The following is a 1,056-nucleotide window of genomic DNA, read 5'->3' as shown; positions in this document are numbered from 1 at the left end:
CCACCGCTAATGAGACCAACGGAAAGAGCAAATTTCCCAAAATTTCATCGGGTTTGAGCCATTGCATAAATGGCCCGACGATGAGGCCAGCCAACAGCAAAAACAAAATGGCTGGCAAGCGCAGCCGCCAAGCTAACCACTGACAGCCCAAACCAATGACCCCTACCGCTGACAGCACCAGCGCTTCATTACCCACTTGCATCTATCGTCACCTATTTTTATCGTTGTTTTAGCGTCACAGCGCTAGGATGCGTTGACCCTTAGAATTATGAATATAGTTTATACCCAGTGACTTAGCGGCGATGTGTGCCGAAAAGTCGTCCAGAAACTGCATCAAGACTTGCGTCATTCTCGCAGTTCCCCCCAGAGCAAGGTAAAGTGGGTACAAAATTTCACGCGGAACCTAGCATCATAAAACGCTCAGGCATAGAGCATGAACTAAGCTTTAGTGTACGTGCTCAAAGTTAAGAATCATCTATCGTGTGAGACAAACGACCAAGGATAGGGAGAAATGGATTGTTTACGACACTTGCGCTGATCACGGCTTTTTTTGCCATATTGATCGGTTTGAAAGCCGCCAGTCGGATATCGTTGCTGGAAAAAGAACTGTCGAAATTACAGAAAGAAGTTGCCTCTCTTCGCGTCAGCACGCGTCGCGATTCGAAACTCGAAGCCTCCCAACCAGAGCCTGACACATCGGAATCCAGCCTTGGGGCGGCCTCTTCGATGCGTTCAGATTCTGGCGACTCGGCATTAAGCGCTCCAAGCAACATCGAGCCTGAATTTGAGCCTTCATACCTTGCAACTCAGCAGCACCATAGCGAGCAAGAGCAAACCGAACTCAACCAAAGCCAGCAAACACAAGTTCAGTTGGCGACGTTTACTCAGCAAGAAGACCCACTAATCCAGAAGCACGCGCAAAAACTCATTGCTAACTTCCAAGAGAACTGGCTAGTTTGGGTCGGCGCATTAGCCATGTTGATCGGTGGCGGCTATCTGGTGCAAGTGATTGGCAGCCATATTGAGTTTTCGCCACTTATGCGTGTTTCTTTTGCC

2 pseudogenes are annotated in these 1,056 nt (G+C 48.8%); one reads left to right on the top strand and one right to left on the bottom strand.

Going from position 1 to position 1,056, the window contains the following annotated elements:
* Positions 1 to 202, bottom strand: a pseudogene (locus R7R78_RS24460) (sodium:proton antiporter); the annotation flags it as partial.
* Positions 203 to 516: 314 nt separating this feature from the next.
* Here R7R78_RS24460 and R7R78_RS24455 point away from each other — a divergent pair.
* A pseudogene (locus R7R78_RS24455) lies at positions 517 to 1,056 on the top strand (DUF2339 domain-containing protein); the annotation flags it as partial.

It is taken from the genome of Vibrio sp. 2134-1, assembly GCF_033339495.1.
The sequence above is the reverse complement of the archived record's forward strand: the minus strand, read 5'-3'. Positions and strand labels throughout refer to the sequence as shown.